We start from the raw sequence: 16725 nt of genomic DNA, 5'->3' as shown, positions 1-16725 counted from the left end.
AGAAACTCAGGCGTCGACAATGGGGCCATGTCTTGAACGACAGAACGCGAGCACAGCTCTGTCGGTGCCGAAACAACGCGCAATAGAGAACGGAAACAGCCTACCGCGGGTACTGCCGAACGAGACTGGAACGGAACCGATCGTCCGACGCCGCGGACGTCTACGTTGAATACGATTCTGTCACGGACAGCGCATCGACGGGGAGGAGCCGTCCCGCATCGCGGATGAACCCCCGACGTCGCCGATCGCGCTCTCGCGACGGGTCGGCCGCGGTGATCGAGACAGCGAGTCGGCCGTCTGAGAGCGTCGTCTCGGCGTCGAGTCCGTGGAGCGCGCGGAGCGCCTCGACTCGGTCGTGATCCGTGACCCGCCCGGCGACCGACAGGTCGTACTCTAACGTAACGCCCGCCAGCGAGTGGTTGTAATCAAGATGTGCGGTCTCGTCGTCGACGGACTCGATCACACACTCGCGGCCGGCGACGGAGATAGTCCGACCGGCCTCGCGCTGGTCTGCCGGAACGAGCGCGGACGGTACCGTCTCGCGCTTGCTCGAGTCACGCTCGCCGAACGCGTCGTCCGGCTCCACGGTGACCGTCGTCGACCCGCCGACTCCGACCGCTCGTATCGCGTCCTCGATCGGTTCGAACACGTGTCCCTCACCGAGTACGATGACGATTGGTCCCTCGGCGTCAATGCCATCTATGTCAGCGGCGGCGGCGACCGCGGGATCCGTGGTGTCCACGACGTGACCGCTCTCGGCGGCGCGGGCCGTGTATTCGATCCGGACGAAGTCTCCGTCTGCGAGCCCCTCCGCGTGTTCTGTGCTCGTCATTCTGGAGCGATGTTCATCGGCTTGAAGCTCATTTCGCCTTTGACCTCGCTCTCGCCGAGGCGTCTAATCCGCCCCTTCCCGTACTTGTAGCCGGGATTGGGGTTGGCGGGATCGAGGTACGCCGGGTTGACGTCGTTGTTGACTTGGTCCGGATACAGCCAGTAGGTGTATGCCAGCCCCTCCGAGACGGACTGCCCCTGAGCCGCGTCGTCCTCGTCGACGACATAGGCGACCGCCGTGAAGCTGCCCTCGGTGTTCTCGCCGTGGATGTTGAAGACGTCGTCGTTGACGATCTCGACGAGGTCGCCGGCTTCGATCCCCCGTTCGGCCGCGTCGTTGGGGTGAAGCTGGAGGATGTTCTGCGGGAAGCGTTTCTGGATGTACTCCAGTCGCTGGTGGGTGTACATGTTCTGCCAGAGGTGCTGGAGCCGGCCGTTCGTCACCCAGATCTCGTCCTCGCCGGGACTGAGCTGTTCGTAGACGTCACCGATCGTCGTCCCGTCGTCGGGATCGACGACCCGATCCCAGTCGACGCGCTGGAGGATCGCCTCGCCCGTGCTCGTGTGGAACCGGTGATCCATGACCTCGCGTTCTCCGTCCGGGGCATGGACCCGGGGCGTCCCCTGTACTTCACCGTTCTCCTCGTAGATCGGCTGTTGGACGCCCTCATCGACAGTTTCCATGTACTCCGCCGGCGTCATGTCGTTCGCTTCGGCGGCGGGTGCGATCCCTTCGAGGGAGTGATCACCCCCGGCACCCGGATACTCCTCGGCGATCAGGTTGAAGATCTCTCGGGAGTCCTCCCAGTCCATGTCGTCGGCACCGAGTCGTCGGCCCATCATCGCGAAAATCTCCCAATCCTCCTTCGCGCCGGAGGGGCCCTCCATGAAGCCCTGATACTGACGGAAACGACGTTCGCCGTTCCAGCGGTGGTAATCGCCGCCCTCGCCGGATTCGACCGCCGTCGCCGGCAGGACGATGTCGGCGTATTGGGTCGTCGTGTTGGCGTACAGCTCCTGATGGGTTACGACCATGCCGCCCGATTCGATACGCTCGCGGAACGCACGCTCGATCTCGTCGATGTCGGCGGTCTGCGGTTGCGCGCCGCTCGTGCGCTCCCGCATCGCATTCCGGAGGTCCTGCGTCGCGTACGACTGACGAGCCGGATCGTTACCGATGACGTGCCAGTGGCTGATCTCGCCGTCCCTGATGCGTTCGACCGTGTTCGGCGCGACCGTCGCGCCCTCGACCGTCTCGCCGTCGAAGGTCTGTGTCGAACTCTCGGCGATGACGTCGCCTTCGGCTCCGTTCGTCCAGAAGCCCTCTTGGTGGCCCCCAGCGCGGGTGATTCCGGTACCGGGGCGACCGACGCTACCGGTGATGAGCGTCAGGTTCGCCATCGCGCCGGTGTTCTCGTGGGACCATCCCCAGATGAGTCCCTTCTCCAGCATGAACAGCGTGTTCGTCTCCTCATCGTTGGGCTGGGCGATGAGTTCGGCGGCCTCGCGGATGTCCTCGGCCGGGACACCGGTCGTCTCTGCGGCGTTTTCGGGGGCGTAGCGGGGATCGTCCAGGAGGTCGTAGTACTCCTCGGGTGTCATGCCGAGTTCCTCTTGGTACCACCCCTCCTCGTCGATCGTCTCGCGGTCCGCCATCACCCACTCTTCGATGAACTCCTCGTCGTGCCAGCCCTGATCGACGATATGCCGGGCGATGGCGTTCAAGAGGATCGGATCCGTCGCCTCGTTGACCTGGAGGTGGATCCCGCCGTTGTTCTCGGCGTAGTTCGCGGTGAACTTCTTTCGCGGATCGATGAACACGATGTCGGCATCACCCTGCTCGTCGATCCATCGGCTGAAGATGACGTCCTGGTTCTCCTTGGGGTCCGCCCCCGCCAGCACGATGGTGTCGGCCTCCGCGGCGTCCTCGTAAGCATAGGACCACTCCGCGAGGCCGGCGTTGACCAGTCCGGGACACTCCGGTGTGAGGGCAGGGCGGTTGTGGCCGCCCCAGTTGGGTGAGCCGATGACATCGTAACAGAGCTTCGTCCCGGCGAAGGTGTTCTCGATGAACTGATAGAAGTACAGCTTCTGCCCGTAGCCGTTCGGGTTCTCGCCGTTTTCGGTGGCGATCTCGGTGGCGCGGGCCCACGCCTCGATAGCGGTGTCCCAGTCGACGGTGACGAGGTCGCCGCCGATCCGGATCTGCGGCTGTTTCAGGCGGTCGTCGTAGTCCTCGTTGTTCGGGGAGTACAGCGACTGCGCCTGCGTGCCCCCGCGAACCGAGTGCGAGCCGCTCTCGTTGACCGGATACTCGGTGTCCGGTTTGAACAGGACGTGGTACTCCCGCCCGTTCTCCTTGATGATCTCGTGCATGTTCGGCGAGGGCCATTCGCCGTAGCCCGCCGGGTAGTCGATCCCCAGCGCGTTCTCGTCGGCCGACGGACCACCCTCCTCGCCGACCGGCCACTTGTAGACCTCGTACCCACAGCCGACGATACAGTACCGGCACGATCGCGTGCTGCGCTCAGCGTCCGTGGGAGGAATGGGTACCTCGCTGGTGTTCGGATTGTCTGCGGCCATGATTACTCCTCCGCGGCGGCTTCGATCGGGGTTCCGTCCCGCAGGTTGTTTCGGTAGCCGTACACGAGCCCGTCGATCCCCGTCGCGTAGATGTCGCCGTCTTCGACGTCGAGGCGCACTTGGGGGAGGTCGGTCGTCGCGGCTCCGCTGACGACCATCCCGCCTTTCGAGAGATCGAACGTCGTGTAGTGACACGAACAGGGACCGGCCATCTCCTGACCGGGGTCGACCAGCCCTTCGACGCTACAGCCCATATGTGTACAGAGGCCGTTGTACGCGACAATATCCCCGTCCGAGCCGACTCCATCCCACGCCTCTCCCTCGATCCGAGTGAGGAAGTTACGCGTTCCTTCGAGGGGATACTCGAACGTCTCTACGTCACCGTCCCCGAGGTCGCCAACGCTCCCCACGAGGATACGGGGGTACCGATCGAGCCGGGCGACGCGTTCGGTCGGCGACTCGGCCGGTGACTCCTCCTCCGCGGTGGGCGCTTGGAACCCGCACCCCGCGACGGACGCCGCGCCCGCCGTTCCGACGGCACCGAGCAACCGCCGCCGGCTGATAGAACCATCATTATCATTCATGCTGTAATCCCGATTCAGTATATGAACACTTGTATCTTTCTCTTATCGACATCTCGATATGATCCGATCTATGAGAGTCATCATCGTAACCCGCAAGCAGTACAAACTAGATGATCCGGCTCGATCGAACTCGGAGTCGTTATCGGCACTCGATTGAGGATACTCCCAAACAAGTAGTGCTAGAGTCGACACCGTACGCCGTGGAGGGATGGTTGTCCAACCGAAATAGGTGGACGTGACACACCTGACTCTCAGCTCACAGCAGATGATAGAGCCCGGCCGCGAGGAGGGCTCCGAGGATCGGTCCCACGATCGGCACCCACGAGTACGCCCAGTCCGACGGTCCCTTACCCGGAAACGGGAGGATCGCGTGCGCGACGCGCGGTCCGAGGTCACGTGCGGGGTTGATAGCGTAGCCGGTGGGACCGCCCAACGACAGTCCGATACCGAGCACGACGAGCGCGACCGGAAGCGCCGACAGCGCGCCGAGGCCGAATCCGACCTCCTGGCCGTCGATGGTGATTGACTGGAGCACTTCACCCGACGCGGCGTCGAAGAACCCGGCGGAGTTCAGGTAGAGAACGCCGAAAACCAGGACGAACGTCCCGATGATCTCGGTCAGCAGGTTGGCCGAATAGTTCCGTATTTCGGGACTGGTCGAGAAGATCGCCAGCTTCACCGCCTCGTCTTCCGTGGCGGCGAAGTGGTCCTTGTACGCCAGCCACACCACCACGCCGCCAAGGAATCCGCCAACGGTCTGTGCGGCGATGTATGCGGGAACCTGCGCCCAATCGAACAACCCGGCGGCGGCGAGACCGATCGTCACGGCGGGGTTAATGTGGCCACCACTGACTTGGCTGACGGTGAACACTCCCATGAACACCCCGATCGCCCATCCCCACGTGATGACGATCCACCCGCCGCCGTTTCCTTTCGTCTCGTTGAGAACGACGTTGGCGACGACGCCTCCTCCGAAGATAATGAGGATCGCTGTTCCGATGATCTCGGCGATGTATGGATGCATTCTACTACTCCAATAGATTTATATCTATTCATCTATTAAAGTGAAACGGATCCCTCGCACAGATATTTTAATTCCAAGAAGCGTGAGATGAGCGACCGCTCACGTGAGGATGAGTAAGACGCCGAGTGGCGAATGAGACGCGGAGTTGTAGGCGATAGTCACGGAAGCGCGACTCTGGTCGCCGTATTTTGTAATCAGAAACGATGTAATAGATTACGGGGTCGGTATCCGCACTCATGTGTGAATATTATCTAATACGAATGTGTGGTCAATTCGAGACAAGAAACACTGAGAGATCACTTGCCGCGGCGGAGACGGTCACCCGATCGGACTGGGACAGTTTGTCTCGGTGCATCTCAACGGTTACTACCTCGCCCAAGTCGAGTTCCACACGGACATCGTAGCGGCGCCCCACGTCACGTACCCGCGTCACTGTACCTCGCATCTCGAGCGCTCTCGATCGGTCGTCAGATTGACCTCCGTCGGCCGATGCGCCCGACCGATCCAACGCGTCACGAGTGACGCCCGACGTTCCGTCGGGCTGCGTAGCGGCCTCGACCGTCAGATCGCTCGGTCGGATGTGAACCGTCGCGCGGGCGGTATCGGTGACCTCGCTCGGGACCTCGTCGAGGGCGACTTCAGCCCCGCCGATCGTCACCGTTGACGACTCGTCGCTCTCGACCCTCGCCGAGAGCTCGTTCGAGCGTCCGAGAAACGACGCGACGAAGCGGTTCGGGGGCGATTCGTAGAGCCGTCTGGGCGGTCCGGCCGCGACGACCACCCCGTCGCGGAGGACGACGAGCCGATCCGCGACCGACATTGCGTCCTCCTGATCGTGGGTAACGAACAGCGTCGTCACGCCCGTCTCCCGCTGGATGCGGACGATCTCGTCGCGGAGGCGCGCTCGAAGCCCCTTATCGAGCGCCGACAGCGGTTCGTCGAGCAGGAGGACGTCCGGCTCGGGAGCGAGTGCACGAGCGAGTTCGACACGACGGGCCTCGCCCCCGCTGAGCGACTTCGGAGACGCGTCTCGCCTGTCGGCGAGCTCGACCAGTTCGAGGTACCGATCGACGCGTCCGCTCACCTGACCGGCCGTGAGATCACCGCTTTCCAGTCCGTACGCGACGTTCTCTCCGACGGTCATGTGGGGGTACAGCGTCGGAGACTGGAAGACGATCCCGACGTTTCGATCCTCCGGCGGCACGCCGGTAACATCAGTTCCGCGGAGCGACACTCGACCGGACGCCGGGTCGAGGTGCCCGGCGATCGCCTGGACGACGGTCGTCTTCCCGCAGCCGCTCGGCCCGAGCAGCGCGACGAGCTCCCCGTCCTCCAGCGCGAGCGACACGTCGTTGAGGGCGCGCTCGCTCCCGTACCGATGGGTCAGCCCGTCGAGTTCGAGGGTCATCGGTCCACCACGGTCGGAACTCCGGCGAACCGCTGTACCGTGACGACCACGACGAGCGTGACCGCCAACAGAGCGAGCGCGAGCGGGACGATCGCGTCGATACCGCCGGCGATGAAATCGACCCAGATCCGTGTCGGCATCGTCCGGGGGTTGTACGCGACCATCATCGTGGCGCCGAACTCGCCGATTGCCCGTGCGAACGTGAGCACGACCCCGGCGACGATCGCTCGACTCGCGAGGGGAAGCGACACGCGCCTGAACGTGGCTATCGGTCCGTATCCGAGCGATCTGGATGCCTGTTCGAGACGCTCGTCGACGGCCCCGAATCCGGCGCGAGCGGTGATCACCACGAACGGCGCGGCGACGAACGTCTGCGCGAGCACGACGCCGAGGAGGCTGTCCGTCACCGGCACTCCCACGCGCGCCGCGGCGGCGCCGATTGGCGTGAACCGGCCCACCACGCTGAGCAGCATCGCCCCGCCGACGACCGGCGGGACGACGAGCGGGAGCACGACGAGCGCTTCGATGAGCCGCTTCCCCGGGAACGTCTCGCGCGCGAGGACGTACGCGAGCGGAACGCCCAACACGGTCGCGATCGCGGTGGCGACCGGCGCGGTGAGAAGCGAGTTCCGGATTGCGGTCCGGCTCCCGGCCTGCAACAGGGTCTCGACGACGGGGACCGATCCGGTTCGGCCGAGAAACGCCACGAAGGGAAGCGCGAAGTAGACGAGCAGGATCCCGCCGAGGAGCCCGAAGGCCAGCAGCGGCGGCAGCCGCCGGGAGTTCGTGACCGATCGGGTCGCGTCGACGAGGCTCATCCGTCCGTCACCTCGGCGGGAACGTCGCCGTGCGTGCTCGGGAACCCGTCCGTCTCAAACCCGTTCTCGCGGAGGGTCTCGTCGGCGTTCGCGAGGAACCGGACGAACTCGCGCCCGGCGTCCGGCGAGTCCGCGCTCTCGAGGACCGTCGCGTTGTACACGGTCGGTCTCCCGGTCGCCGTGTACCCCTCGTCCGTCGTGTACGAGACCTCGGCGTAACGATCGGCGTAGTCCGGGTCCGAGAAGTCGTACGCCTCCGGGAACGGCTGAAACGGAAGCCCGTGGTCCGTGGCCATGTTCCGGTAGACGACCGCCGCGGCGCGGTTCCCCGTCTCGACGCCGGCGAGCAACTGCGGCTCCTCAGGCTCTTGGTAGGCGGCGTCCGTGACCGTCTCGGCGAAGCCGTCGAGCTCGTGTTCCCGCTCGGCCAGTCGGAACGCGTGGATGGCGCGGTAGCCGAGGGGGTCGAGGTCGGGGTCGCTTATCGCGAGGGCACCGGGGTCGGCCTCACGCGCCACCTCGTACCACGGGTCGCCCGCCTCCAGTCGTTCCCCGAACCGCGTGTCGGGGGCGTAGGCGATCCCGACGACGTTGGACGCGAACGAGATATCCCACGCGGTGTGGCTGTCGTACAGCCGATCGCGCAAGAGACCGGCGTCCGCGCTCACGACGACGTCGGGATACTTCCGGCCGTCGGTCACCATTCGCATCACCGCGTTCGTGCCGTAGTACTCCCCGCGACAGGCGATCCCCGTCTCGGATTCGAACCGCGCGCCGAGGTGGTCATCGACGAGGACCGCGAGGCTCCCGGCGGCGAGGATCGACACGGCCTCGTCGCTGCCGAGACAGCCGGCGATCCCGAGTCCGCCCCCGGCGGCGAGCGCTGCGAGGACCGACCGTCGCGAACGCGATCGCATGGAGAACGCTTCGGTTCTCGGCGTCATATAACCCACTCTCGTTACTATTTCGTGAGAAGTAATGGTTTAAGATTACGCCATCGCCGGATCCGCGTCACCTGCGACCGAGTCCGGTTACGACGCCGAACCGGACGGCAATCGACCGACGTTCGACGTCCGGAGACCCCGTCGCGTTGCTACGGCTCCGGTTCAATCTCGACGGCACCCCCGGCGTGCGAGCGTCGCCGCTCTCGACCGACCTGATCCATCGTCTGCTCGGCGAGTTCTCGGAACGCTCGTGCCGGCTCCGAGTCGCCGTCGGAGACGATGGGCTCGCCGACCTCACATCCCTCTTGGATCGCTGGATCAAGCGGAATCTGAGCGAGAAGCGGGTGATCGAACTCGTCAGCGAGTCGTTGGCCCCCACCGCTCGCGAACACGTCGTGTCGTTTTCCGCACTCGTCACAGACGAAGCCGCTCATGTTCTCGACGACGCCCAGCACCGACGCGTCATGTCTGTCGAACATCCGGACGCCCTTCCGTGCGTTGTCCAGCGAGATGTCCTGTGGCGTCGTCACGACGAGCGCCCCCAACACCGGCATCTGTTGGAGCATCGTCAGCTGCGCGTCGCCCGTTCCTGGCGGCAGGTCGACGACGAAGTAGTCGAGGTCGCCCCACTCAGTGTCGTGCCACAGCTGCGTGAGCACCTTGTCGACCATAGCGCCCCGCCAGATGACCGGGTCGTCCTCGCCGACGAGGAAACCGATGCTCATCAGCTTGAGCCCGTGTCTCTCGACCGGGATGATCGTCTCGTCATCCTCCGCCATCCCCGGGTGGTCGTGAACGCCGAGCATCCGCGGGATGTTCGGGCCGTACACGTCGGCGTCGAACAGCCCGACGTTTGCCCCTCGCTCGGCCATCGCTGTCGCGAGGTTCACCGCGACGGTACTCTTCCCGACGCCGCCCTTGCCGGAGGAGACGGCAATCACGTTCGGCGCGCCGTCGACGACGCCGGCGGGCGTCTGGTCGTCGATGTCGACCGACAGCGACGGCTCGTATCCCTCCTCCCGAACGACGGCTCGAACGTCTTCGGTGATCTGGGTCTCGACCGGCGAGTGCGGTGCGCCAAGCGCGAGCGGGACGTGGGCGGTATCCCCGTCGATTTCGATGTCACCGACGAGGTTGAGCGAGACGATGTCGTCGTTGAGGATCGGATCGTCGACTCGGGCGAGCGCGTCGTATAAATCTACTGTCATTGTCATATCACTGGGTTCGATTGGGCCGCGTACGGTCGGATTTCACTGTCGTCGTCGACGGTCAGATCGAGCGACACGGAGCTGCGACGCCACAGCGCGGTTTCCGTCTCGGTCGTCAACGCACTAAGATTGTCGACTGCGGTCTCATGGGCGTCGCTCTCGACGAACGCCGCCCAGTCGCGGAGCGTGTCGAACTCGAAGACGAACTTCGAGTCCGCGGACGCCCGTCGGCCACCGGTGAGCACCTCGAAAGCGGCGACCGATTCGTGCCCGGCCCATTCGACGATGTCCGTCGCGACCCACGCGTCGAGCCGTTCACGGCGGTCGTCGGCCGCTTCGAACTCGATCTCGTAGACGACGTCGGTATTGTGCATCGTTACCTCCGTCCCTCGAGCCGATCGCAGTGGGCGTTCACCAGCGCGAGAGCGAGTTCGACGAGCCCCGCGTAGTAGTCGTGCGGGTCGGCCTGCTGGATCCGTGCCATGTAGGTCGGGACCCACTCGGCCAAGTGTTCGTACAGCAGCCACCACTTGGCGTCCTCGACGTCGGGCTCGTCAGAGTCGGCCTCGGTATCATCCATCGTCATCAGTTCACCGAGGAACTGTAGTTCGAGGCCGAGATGGTCCGGCGGCTCGTTGCCGGCAGCGGTGTCGACGTCCACGCCGGCCCACCGGTAGCCCTGCCTGATCTCGGTGGTCGTCTCGCTGTAGAACCCGCTGCCGACGTACATCGACTCGTACGGCGGGTCGGGGTCGCTCTCGGAGACCCCACGGAAGAGGTGCGTGTAGGCCGTTCGGAGCGGTTCGATGTCGGCCTCGCTTCCGTCGGCGATCCGCCTGAGAGCGGTTTCGATCTCCACCGGCAGCGAGTCGGCAGTCGCCAGCCACTCCCGCGCCCACGCCCCGACGGCGTCGACCCGCTCGCGGTCGGGCCGAGTGAGCAGCTGCTCGCCGAGGAGACGATACACCCGTGCGTCGACCGGGCTCTCGTCGAACGGCTTCTCCGGCTCCCGCGACGCGGGATCGTCCGCCTCGCGTTCCGTGTTCGTGGAACTCATCGGTCCGATCTCACCTCTGCGGGGTCGGAGACTATCGGGAGCGTCTTGGCGAACACCAGCAGGACGAGCGCGACGAGCGCGGTCGTCCCCATCAGGTTCAGCCACTCGTAGATCGAGGGCGTGTACTCGCCGACCGGGTACAGCAGGTCGGGGTACATCAGCCCGCCGACGATCAGCCACGTCTCCTGGTGAAGGATTCCGACGAGCATGACGCCCGTCAGGAGGACCGTTCCCAGCAGACTGAATCGGTCGCTGGCGTGCTGTATCGTGAGGTACGCCGTCGGAATGACGATTGCGATGATCGCGAGCACCAGCAGGGGCGCGAGCGGTCCCTCGAAGACGAGAGCGGTGACGTTCGGATCAGCCATGTCGGCCGCGAACGAGCCGGTCTGAATCTCGTAGAACGTTCCCAGCAGGTAGGTGAACGCGAACGCACCGGTCACGGCACCGAGCCGCCGGAGCGTGTAGTCGGTGAACACGTCGTCGAGCCCGTACGCATAGCGGAGCACGCAGCCGACGAACAGCACCGCGGCCGCGCCAGTCGTCATGCTCGCCGCGAGGAACGTCGGTCCCTGAATCGCACCGAACCAGTTGATGTTGACACCGAGGGGGCCCCACAGCAGCGGGACGACCCCGCCGCCGACGACCGGGATGAACACGAGGACAAGCGCTCCGAGCCACCACGCGAGGTCTTTCCCCGCTTTATTTTCCGACGGTTCGTAGCCGATCAGCAGCGCGTCGTAGACCGGATCGAGCGCCGCCGGAAGCGCGTCCCGCTCGGCGAGGTCGTAGACGTCCGCGCGGAGCGACGCGATCAGGTAGATGACGGAAATCGTCCCGAGTCCCGCCAACAGGATCACGTCCCACGCGATCGGCGACTGTAGGGGCAGGTAGATGAGCGTGTTGAGCACGCGGAAGGGCTGCCCGAGGTCGAAGACGATGTGTAGGAACCCGACCCCGAACGCCAGCGGCGTCAGCAGCTCGCCGATCCGGGCGTACGGTCGGTAGTCGTCGATGCGGAACACGCGGATGAGCGCCGACAACGCGATGGCGCCGACGCCCATCGCCGACCACCAGCTGAACGCGCCGATATCGAGACCCCACGGGACGCCGCCGTCGGTCCCCCAGTTGTGTAACCCGGTGATTCCGTGACCCTGTGTCAGGACGGTCACAAAGCTGTACACCATCGCGAGCACGACGAGCCCGGCGATCGCCAACATGGCGTAGTAGCGGGGGCCGGGATCGACGAGCGTCGCCGTCCGCCGGTCCGAGCTGGTCGGGGTACTCATTGGCCCACCTCCACGTCGGTCGAGCGGCTCTCAGGCGGGTTCTTTTCGATCTCGATGGCCTCCTGCGGGTCCTTGAACGTGTCCGCGTCCTCGATGGTGCGGGCGTCGTCACCGGGCTCGTCGCCGATGTAGACGACATTCGGCTCGGTGCCGCGGTCTTCGAGCAATTTGAACGTCGACGACGAACTCTTTTCTTTGAGGTGCTGTCGGGGTTCGCTATCCGGGTCTTCCATGTCTCCGAACTTGATCGCGTCGACGGGACATGTCTGCGCGCAGGCGGTCGTCCCCTGTTGGCCGCGTTCCGGGTTGTCCTGCCGGTGCGCACACATCGTACACTTGCTCATCACGCCCTCAGGCTGCGGGCCGGACATCTGCGTCCCCCGCGGCTCGACAGGCTGATCGTGGATCGGGTCGTGCCACGGCGGCTTACCCTCGCCGGGCGCCTCGTCGCCGAGCGCCTCCGCAAAGGTGCCCGAGCCATGCGTGTCGTCGCCGGCGTGTTCCACGGACTCGGAGCCGTAGCCGTACTGAGCGTCCTCAGGGTGTTCGAACTGCGCGTAGTTGACGCCGTACGGGCAGCCGATCTCGCAGTACCGACAGCCGATACAGCGGTCGTAGTCAGTGAGGACGATACCGTCCTCCTCGCGTTTGAACCGCGCCGAGGTCGGACAGGCCGACGCACAGGACGGCTCCGAGCAGTGCTGGCACGGCCGGGGCATGTTGGTCTGGGTGGTCTCCGGCGCTTCGCCCTCCTCGAAGCGGAACACGTGCATCCAGAACGCCCCGCGAGGCGTGCTGTTCTCGACCTTACAGGCCTCCATACAGGCCCGGCAGCCGTAACACCGCTCCAAGTCGATCGCCATTCCGAGTTGTGTCATCAGTTGTCACCTCCCTTGGGCTCGACCTTCGCACGGACCTGGAAGGCCTGGCCGTTGTCGAGGCCGAGGTAGCCCGGCCCGCTGGGAATCGCGAAGTTGATGCTCGGCCCCTCGTCGAGCGCCTCGCTCTCGGGGTCCTTCCAACTCCCGTGGTGGTGCGGGACACCGACCGTGCCGGGTTTGACGCCGTCTTGGATCATCACGACGCCCCCTACCTGATACGCCTCGTCGTTCTGGGCGTCGTGGGTTTCGAGGACGACCTCGTCACCGTTCTCGACACCGATACGGTCCGCGTCTTGTGGGTTCAGCCGAAACGCGCTCTTCGGCGCGATTTCGTTGAGCAGCTTGTTGTTCGCCGTCCGGGTCTGCTTGTGCTCGATCTGGTGCCAGCTGAACAGCGTCAAGTCGTACTCCTCGGGGGATTTTTTGAACGTCGGCTGGCGCCAGGTCGGGTACGCGTTGTAGTCTTGGAGGTAGGGGAACTCCGACTCGGGGTCGTCGAACTTCGAGTCGTCGAACAGCTCCTCGACGCGCTCGCCGAGTCGGAACAGCGTCTCGCTGTAGAACTCGTGTTTGGCGTCGTAGGGATTGAATTCGCCGTAGCCGTTGTCCATCCCCCAGGTGTAGGCGTACCGGTTGCCGTCTCCGACGTCCCACTCGTTGGTGATGACGTTGCCCTCGCGGAACCAGTCGAGGCTCTTGCCCTTGGTCTTCGCCCACCGGTCGAGTCCGTCACGCAGGAACTCGCTCGGGTCGTCGGGCGTCTCGTCAGCCCCGGAGTAGGCGTACTCGGTCCCGTCGAGTCCCAGTTCGTCGTTGATGTCGAGGACGTACTCCTCGTAGGCGTCGACCGCCTTGGCCATCTCAATGAAGATCTCTGCGTCGGGCTTGCTGTCCCACAGCGGGTCCATCGAGGGGAACCGGATGTGCTCGATGTCGGCGTAGCCGCTCCAGCCACCCGTCGGGCCTTGGAGCTTGTCGGCGGTTGCCGCCGGCAGCACGTAGTCTGCGGCGACGTCGGCCGTCTCGCTCAACCACGGGTCGACGACGACGGTCGTGTCGACCCTGCTCATGCTCTCGATGACGGTCTCGATTCCCGGAGCCGAGGTGACCGGGTTGGCCATCTGGACGATCCACGCCATCTCCTCCGGTTCGTAGGGGAGGTTGTACTTGTCGGGGTTCGTCTGGCTGACGTGGCTCTGGGAGAACGCCGTCGAATCGATCGGGTGGAACATGCTCCCGCCCAGCGACGGTCCGTCCGGGTTCGGTGTGATCTTCTCGGGATGGAACGCCTGATCGCGGAACGGCTCGCGGTAGTCCTTGGGACCGTCGTACTTGGCCTTCCGGACGCGCGTGGAGCCGACGACGTCGACCGCCCCGACCAGCATCGCGGCGTGGTAGTGCGCCATCGTCGTCGGGACCCCCATCTCCTGCTGGGCAACGTGGTAGCCGTGCATCCCCACCGGCCGGTAGGGGATCTCAATGCCGTCGACCTCGACGGTGGCACCGATCTTCGCCTTCTCGCCCCACTTCACGGCGAGCTCGTTGATGGTGTCGGCGTCGAGATCGGTGATATCGGCGGCCCACTCGGGGTCGTACTGAGAGATCTGGTCGAGGTACAGGTCGAAGGCCGGCCGCGCTTCGGTCCCGTCGACCTCGTAGGTCCCTTCCAGCGCGACGTTCTCGGGCGACGACGCCTCCTCGTGGGGAACCGCTTCACCGGCCTGTTCGTCCCAGACCAGTTCGCCGTCGGCCCAGGTGTACTCCTCGCCGGGGTCTTCGGCGTCGTCGGTCCGGAGGATGTGGCCTTCCTCGTCGCCTTCGGTCGCGACGAGACACGGCGCGTTCGTGGCGGTCGTGAGGTACTCCTCGTCGATGTACCCCTCGCGAACAAGGACGCTGTTGAACGCCAGCCAGAACGCCATGTCCGTGCCCGGCTCGATCGGGAGCCACTGGTCGGTGTAGGGCCCAGAGTTACGACGCTGTGGATCGATGGCGACAGTCTCCATTCCCTGGTCGTCGCGGGCGTCCGCGATCTGCTTCGGCCAAACGATCTGACACTGGTGTGCACCACCGCCCTGCGTCATGTTGTGCCCCCAGCCGATGAAGAACTCGCAGTTCTCGAAGTCGGTCTCCGAGACGCCGTGGGTGGCGAACATCAGCTCCTGGGCGCGGTATCCCGAGTCGGAACAGGTCGCGCCGTGGCCGTACTTCTCCATGCTGCCGTACTTATTGCTCGTCCCTGTGACCCAAGCGTCTTCCTGCCACTGCGGCGATTTCTTTCGGCCGACCTGGAAGACCACCCGCCGGGGGTCGTCTTCGAGTTTCGCCTTCAGGTCCTCGCCGATCTCGTCCATCGCCTGGTCCCAGCTGATCTCCTGCCACTCGCCATGCTGGCCCTTCTCGTTGGTCCGCTTCAGCGGGGCCTTGACCCGGTAGGGGTTGTAAACCTGCTCGATCTGGGCCTGTCCCTTCGGACAGAGCGAGCCCTCTGTCCGCGGATCCTCTGGATTGCCTTCGTACTTGATCACTCGGTTGCCGACCTTCTTTGCGGTGGCCGAACAGTCCATCTTCCCGATCCAGCAGGCCGTCGGCACCTCCTCGTACTCCAGGCTAGTCGACTGCGCTTCGGCCTCCTGCAGGAATGACGCGCTGCCGCCGATCCCCAGCGCCGCGGCCGCGACGCCGCCGGCCTTCAGCGCGTCCCGCCTCGTCAGGTCGAGTCCGTCGCTACTCATCGTCGAACCCCTCCGGTTTCGTCGGTCGATCGTCGACACCGAACTCGTTTTTTACCTGCTCGTGGTACTTCTCGTGGAACTCCTCTTCGCTCATCTCGCCCCGAGCAAGGCGGATGGCGTCTTTTCCCATTTTTTTGCCCAGTTCTGTGTCATGTTCGACGTCGCCGAGCCGGTTCTCGGCCCAGCCGTCGAACTTGGCGTCTTCGATATCGGGTGGAGCCTCATGGTCTCGACGCATATCTGTGAATTACAACCCGGCCCCCCAGTAGATACTCCTGAATACTACAGGTGTTTATATACTATTAGCAGATCCTCGGCGTTGCACAGCCGTACCGACCGGCGTGAGTGATCCCCGCGAGCAGGCACCGCGAAGCGCGAGCGTCGTGTTCGGGAGCGGAACGATGACCGTCAGGCGGATCCATCAGGATATTTAATGACCTACATAATTCATCGACATCGGTTTGATTCTTTCAGTACTATAGTATGAGTAGACAGACATACCGATGGCCACGAACGACGCGGACGATCACGGCGGCGGACACACGGTCTCGATAGAGATCGATCCCGGCGCCGACATCGCGGCCGTGCTGGGGACCATCGCGGACCTCAACGTCGACGGGGCGCGGATCCGCGATATCAGCGACGAGGAGCGGTCGACGGTCTCGATCGATCCCGAGGAGCTGACCGCGGTACAGCGTCGGACGCTCCTTCGGGCGGTGGAAGCCGGGTACTACTCCGACCCGCGGGAGGCGACGCTCACGGACCTCGCGGCCGAGTTCGACGTTTCCAAGTCCGCGGTCTCACAGCGGCTTCACGGCGCCGAGGCGACCATCGTTCGGCGGGTGGTCGAGGAGATCGCCCGCGAAGAGTCGTCGGATTCGACGGACGAGTTCGACCGGAGAGAGTGACCGGCCGGACCGATTGAGACGGTATCGTCACTTCGTGGCAACGGTCGTCTGGATTTTTACCACCGATTCCAGAATATAATCGTATGCCCGACGCTATCGAAGACACCGACGAACTCCCGTCAACGGCCGGCGACCTCGCGGCCGAGCATCCGGACGTGTGGGAGGAATACGCCGACTTGGGGAAGGCCTGTTCGGAAGCCGGTCCGATTGACGGCGAGGAGAAACGCCTCGTCAAACTGGCGCTGGCGGCCGGGTCAGAGTCGGAGGGGGCTGTCCACTCGCACGTCCGGCGCGCGCTCGAGGAGGGCGTCGACCCCGAGGCGCTGCGACACGTCGCCCTGTTGGCTGTGCCGACGATCGGGTTCCCGAAAGCGATGGCAGTGCTAACCTGGATCGACGACCTCGTCGACGCGGAGTGAGCAACGAGTTGACTTACTCCGTCTTCTCAGCCGTTC

16 protein-coding genes are annotated in these 16725 nt (G+C 64.7%); 2 read left to right on the top strand and 14 right to left on the bottom strand.

Going from position 1 to position 16725, the window contains the following annotated elements:
• Nucleotides 1-160: 160 nt before the first annotated feature.
• From C472_RS15130 to C472_RS15065, 14 genes are all read right to left on the bottom strand, one after another.
• A complete protein-coding gene (locus C472_RS15130; RefSeq protein WP_006630730.1) occupies nt 161-832 on the bottom strand; it encodes an FKBP-type peptidyl-prolyl cis-trans isomerase in 672 nt (223 codons plus the stop codon).
• Entirely contained in the window at nt 829-3414 is a 2586-nt protein-coding gene (locus tag C472_RS15125; RefSeq protein ID WP_006630729.1) for an arsenate reductase (azurin) large subunit, read from the bottom strand. The genes C472_RS15130 and C472_RS15125 overlap by 4 nt, the downstream gene beginning before the upstream one ends.
• Before the next feature lie 2 nt (nt 3415-3416).
• Nucleotides 3417-3998, bottom strand: coding sequence for a Rieske 2Fe-2S domain-containing protein (locus C472_RS15120; RefSeq protein ID WP_082238286.1), 582 nt, complete (start codon nt 3996-3998; stop codon nt 3417-3419).
• A gap of 256 nt (nt 3999-4254) precedes the next feature.
• Nucleotides 4255-5022: an MIP/aquaporin family protein gene (locus tag C472_RS15115; protein ID WP_006630727.1), complete on the bottom strand. Its 768-nt coding sequence runs from the start codon at nt 5020-5022 to the stop codon at nt 4255-4257.
• A 268-nt stretch (nt 5023-5290) separates the two neighbouring features.
• Nucleotides 5291-6430 carry an ABC transporter ATP-binding protein gene (locus tag C472_RS15110; RefSeq protein WP_006630726.1) on the bottom strand — a complete coding sequence of 380 codons (1140 nt, stop codon included), beginning with the start codon at nt 6428-6430 and terminating at the stop codon, nt 5291-5293.
• Nucleotides 6427-7248: an ABC transporter permease gene (locus C472_RS15105; RefSeq protein ID WP_006630725.1), complete on the bottom strand. Its 822-nt coding sequence runs from the start codon at nt 7246-7248 to the stop codon at nt 6427-6429. Before C472_RS15105 ends, C472_RS15110 begins: the two co-directional genes overlap by 4 nt.
• Nucleotides 7245-8165: an extracellular solute-binding protein gene (locus C472_RS15100; RefSeq protein ID WP_006630724.1), complete on the bottom strand. Its 921-nt coding sequence runs from the start codon at nt 8163-8165 to the stop codon at nt 7245-7247. Before C472_RS15100 ends, C472_RS15105 begins: the two co-directional genes overlap by 4 nt.
• Before the next feature lie 176 nt (nt 8166-8341).
• Entirely contained in the window at nt 8342-9400 is a 1059-nt protein-coding gene (locus tag C472_RS15095) for an Mrp/NBP35 family ATP-binding protein (protein ID WP_006630723.1), read from the bottom strand.
• Nucleotides 9401-9402: 2 nt separating this feature from the next.
• On the bottom strand, nt 9403-9774 hold the full coding sequence (locus C472_RS15090; RefSeq protein WP_006630722.1) for a hypothetical protein: 372 nt from the start codon (nt 9772-9774) through the stop codon (nt 9403-9405).
• A 2-nt stretch (nt 9775-9776) separates the two neighbouring features.
• Nucleotides 9777-10457 (bottom strand): TorD/DmsD family molecular chaperone, encoded by a 681-nt coding sequence (locus tag C472_RS15085; RefSeq protein ID WP_006630721.1) that lies wholly within the window; start codon nt 10455-10457, stop codon nt 9777-9779.
• Nucleotides 10454-11746 carry an NrfD/PsrC family molybdoenzyme membrane anchor subunit gene (gene nrfD, locus C472_RS15080; protein ID WP_006630720.1) on the bottom strand — a complete coding sequence of 431 codons (1293 nt, stop codon included), beginning with the start codon at nt 11744-11746 and terminating at the stop codon, nt 10454-10456. The genes C472_RS15085 and nrfD overlap by 4 nt, the downstream gene beginning before the upstream one ends.
• Nucleotides 11743-12624, bottom strand: a complete 882-nt coding sequence (locus C472_RS15075; protein WP_049906788.1) for a 4Fe-4S dicluster domain-containing protein — start codon at nt 12622-12624, stop codon at nt 11743-11745. The genes nrfD and C472_RS15075 overlap by 4 nt, the downstream gene beginning before the upstream one ends.
• Nucleotides 12624-15362 (bottom strand): molybdopterin-containing oxidoreductase family protein, encoded by a 2739-nt coding sequence (locus tag C472_RS15070; protein ID WP_006630718.1) that lies wholly within the window; start codon nt 15360-15362, stop codon nt 12624-12626. Before C472_RS15070 ends, C472_RS15075 begins: the two co-directional genes overlap by 1 nt.
• Entirely contained in the window at nt 15355-15600 is a 246-nt protein-coding gene (locus C472_RS15065) for a 4Fe-4S ferredoxin N-terminal domain-containing protein (RefSeq protein ID WP_006630717.1), read from the bottom strand. The genes C472_RS15070 and C472_RS15065 overlap by 8 nt, the downstream gene beginning before the upstream one ends.
• A gap of 265 nt (nt 15601-15865) precedes the next feature.
• Here C472_RS15065 and C472_RS15060 point away from each other — a divergent pair, with 265 nt between their 5' ends.
• Nucleotides 15866-16270: a helix-turn-helix domain-containing protein gene (locus C472_RS15060; RefSeq protein WP_006630716.1), complete on the top strand. Its 405-nt coding sequence runs from the start codon at nt 15866-15868 to the stop codon at nt 16268-16270.
• An 83-nt stretch (nt 16271-16353) separates the two neighbouring features.
• Nucleotides 16354-16689, top strand: coding sequence for a carboxymuconolactone decarboxylase family protein (locus C472_RS15055; RefSeq protein ID WP_006630715.1), 336 nt, complete (start codon nt 16354-16356; stop codon nt 16687-16689).
• Nucleotides 16690-16725: the final 36 nt, after the last annotated feature.

It is taken from the genome of Halorubrum tebenquichense DSM 14210, assembly GCF_000337415.1.
In the GTDB taxonomy this organism is placed as follows: Archaea; Halobacteriota; Halobacteria; order Halobacteriales; family Haloferacaceae; genus Halorubrum; species Halorubrum tebenquichense.
Note: the sequence above shows the minus strand (reverse complement) of the source record. Positions and strands in the feature narration are given on the sequence as shown.

What these genes read in the sequence shown, in the direction of transcription:
- nrfD (WP_006630720.1), bottom strand. Translation starts at nt 11,746, where the DNA reads ATGAGTACCCCGACCAGCTCGGACCGGCGGACGGCGACGCTCGTCGAT.
- C472_RS15095 (WP_006630723.1), bottom strand. Translation starts at nt 9,400, where the DNA reads ATGACAGTAGATTTATACGACGCGCTCGCCCGAGTCGACGATCCGATC.
- C472_RS15115 (WP_006630727.1), bottom strand. Translation starts at nt 5,022, where the DNA reads ATGCATCCATACATCGCCGAGATCATCGGAACAGCGATCCTCATTATC.
- C472_RS15075 (WP_049906788.1), bottom strand. Translation starts at nt 12,624, where the DNA reads ATGACACAACTCGGAATGGCGATCGACTTGGAGCGGTGTTACGGCTGC.
- C472_RS15065 (WP_006630717.1), bottom strand. Translation starts at nt 15,600, where the DNA reads ATGCGTCGAGACCATGAGGCTCCACCCGATATCGAAGACGCCAAGTTC.
- C472_RS15125 (WP_006630729.1), bottom strand. Translation starts at nt 3,414, where the DNA reads ATGGCCGCAGACAATCCGAACACCAGCGAGGTACCCATTCCTCCCACG.
- C472_RS15110 (WP_006630726.1), bottom strand. Translation starts at nt 6,430, where the DNA reads ATGACCCTCGAACTCGACGGGCTGACCCATCGGTACGGGAGCGAGCGC.
- C472_RS15070 (WP_006630718.1), bottom strand. Translation starts at nt 15,362, where the DNA reads ATGAGTAGCGACGGACTCGACCTGACGAGGCGGGACGCGCTGAAGGCC.
- C472_RS15085 (WP_006630721.1), bottom strand. Translation starts at nt 10,457, where the DNA reads ATGAGTTCCACGAACACGGAACGCGAGGCGGACGATCCCGCGTCGCGG.
- C472_RS15060 (WP_006630716.1), top strand. Translation starts at nt 15,866, where the DNA reads ATGGCCACGAACGACGCGGACGATCACGGCGGCGGACACACGGTCTCG.
- C472_RS15090 (WP_006630722.1), bottom strand. Translation starts at nt 9,774, where the DNA reads ATGCACAATACCGACGTCGTCTACGAGATCGAGTTCGAAGCGGCCGAC.
- C472_RS15130 (WP_006630730.1), bottom strand. Translation starts at nt 832, where the DNA reads ATGACGAGCACAGAACACGCGGAGGGGCTCGCAGACGGAGACTTCGTC.
- C472_RS15105 (WP_006630725.1), bottom strand. Translation starts at nt 7,248, where the DNA reads ATGAGCCTCGTCGACGCGACCCGATCGGTCACGAACTCCCGGCGGCTG.
- C472_RS15100 (WP_006630724.1), bottom strand. Translation starts at nt 8,165, where the DNA reads ATGCGATCGCGTTCGCGACGGTCGGTCCTCGCAGCGCTCGCCGCCGGG.
- C472_RS15055 (WP_006630715.1), top strand. Translation starts at nt 16,354, where the DNA reads ATGCCCGACGCTATCGAAGACACCGACGAACTCCCGTCAACGGCCGGC.
- C472_RS15120 (WP_082238286.1), bottom strand. Translation starts at nt 3,998, where the DNA reads ATGAATGATAATGATGGTTCTATCAGCCGGCGGCGGTTGCTCGGTGCC.